This is a genomic window from Xanthomonas sp. SHU 166 (assembly GCF_000364685.1).
Taxonomy (GTDB): Bacteria; Pseudomonadota; Gammaproteobacteria; order Xanthomonadales; family Xanthomonadaceae; genus Xanthomonas_A; species Xanthomonas_A sontii.
Genome location: NZ_AQOJ01000872.1, coordinates 1 through 1570 on the forward strand (window position 1 = coordinate 1; position 1570 = coordinate 1570).

A 1570-nucleotide genomic window follows, 5' to 3' on the forward strand; every position below is an offset into this window, starting at 1 on the left:
GACTGAGCGGCACCGCCCCGCCTGTGCTTGCGCGCAGGGCAGGGCGCTTCAATCCAGATAGGCGTCCATCAACGCGGTCAGGTGCGCGCGTTCGGCGTCGCGCAGGAACGGCGCGACCAGTTGCATCACCTGCACGATGCCGTGGCGGATCGCCACTCGCTCGTCCTTTTCGCCGCGCGCGGCCGCGTAGTTGAGCCAGAACGTGGCCACCACCAGCACGTTGGTGGCCACGCCGCCGCGTTCCTGGGCGCTGGCGCGCATCGCGCCGGTCTGCGCCAGTCCCTCGAACACCGCCTGCACGCTGGCGTCGGCACGGCGCAGGATGCGCGCGAAGCGCAGGCGCAGGCGCCGGCTGCGGCTGAGGATCTCGACCAGGTCGCGGTACAGGAAGCGGTAGTCCCAGATGCACTCGAACACCAGGTGCAACTGCAGCCAGATATCCTCCAGCCCCGGCAGGCGCGCGCTCGGCAGCGCCAGCGCCGTGTCCATGCGCTCCTCGTAGCGCGCGAACAGGTGCTCGATGATGTCGTCCTTGTTGCGGAAGTGGTAGTACAGGTTGCCGGGGCTGATCTCCAGCTCGTCGGCGATGTGGTTGGTGGTGACGTGCGGCTCGCCCTGCGCGTTGAACATCGCCAGGGCGGTCTCGAGGATGCGCCGCCGAGTGTCGCGGGCCATCAGGCCAGCAGCTTCTTCACCAGGTCCACGTATTTCTTCTGCGCTTCCGCCTGCGGCACGCCCTTGAGCTTGGCCCAGGCCTCGTACTTGGCGGTGCCGACGAAGTCGAAGAAGCCCGGCTTGGCGCCGCTGACGTCGCCCTCCGAGCCTTGCTTGTACAGCGCGTACAGCCGCAACAGGGTGTCGTTGTCGGGGCGCTCGGCCCGCTGCTTGATGTCCTGGACCGCTTTCTCGAAGGCCGCCTTGCTGTCTGCCATGATCCCGCTCCGCCCTGACCGGCAGGCATCACAGCACGGGCGGGAGGCCGGGTCAACGCAGGCCGCGGCCGGTGGCCGGCGCGGACGCCGCGGTTACAGCATCGACAGTGCGTCGGCCTGGCGGCTGTCGGCGACGCGTTCGTGCGCATGCGCGGCCTCTTCGTGGGCGGCCTGCGCCTGTCGCGCCAGCGAGGCCTTGGCCGCGATGGAACGGATCGCATCGGTGACTTCGGCCAGCGGCACCTGCGTGCTGAGCCGCTGGAAGGTGTCGCGGCTGTTGTAGCCGGAACCGTCGCGCAGGTACTGCTCGTACATGGTCAGCAGTTCGGTGCAGGCGGCGGTGAGGGTTTCCATGTTGTTGCGCGCCAGGGCGTGGCCGACCTGGTCCAGGTTGTGCAGGCAGTCGGAGAGCCAGTGCAGGTCGTAGCGCGCGCTGGCAGGCTCCGGGCCGTTGTGGCCGCGGCTGTAGGCGCTGTAGCGGCGAATGCTGCGCGCCACGCGGGCGACGTGGGCGAGCAGGGTGCCGACTTCGTCGGCGATGTCGATCTGGGCCAGGGCGATGGTCGATGGCGGCGCGGCCGGGGGCGCCGCCGGTGCCGGCCCCGGCTTCGGGGAGGCGGGCGAAGGCGCCGCGGCCG

Annotated in this window: 3 protein-coding genes; all 3 read right to left on the reverse strand. The window is 70.2% G+C overall.

Going from position 1 to position 1570, the window contains the following annotated elements; genetic code table 11:
- Positions 1 to 48: 48 nt before the first annotated feature.
- Positions 49 to 675 carry a TetR/AcrR family transcriptional regulator gene (locus D180_RS19880; RefSeq protein ID WP_043091423.1) on the reverse strand — a complete coding sequence of 209 codons (627 nt, stop codon included), beginning with the start codon at positions 673 to 675 and terminating at the stop codon, positions 49 to 51.
- On the reverse strand, positions 675 to 932 hold the full coding sequence (locus D180_RS19885) for an acyl-CoA-binding protein (protein WP_017909407.1): 258 nt from the start codon (positions 930 to 932) through the stop codon (positions 675 to 677). Before D180_RS19885 ends, D180_RS19880 begins: the two co-directional genes overlap by 1 nt.
- Positions 933 to 1025: 93 nt before the next feature.
- Positions 1026 to 1570: hypothetical protein (locus tag D180_RS19890; RefSeq protein WP_017914151.1), on the reverse strand; the 545-nt coding region annotated here is incomplete at its 5' end.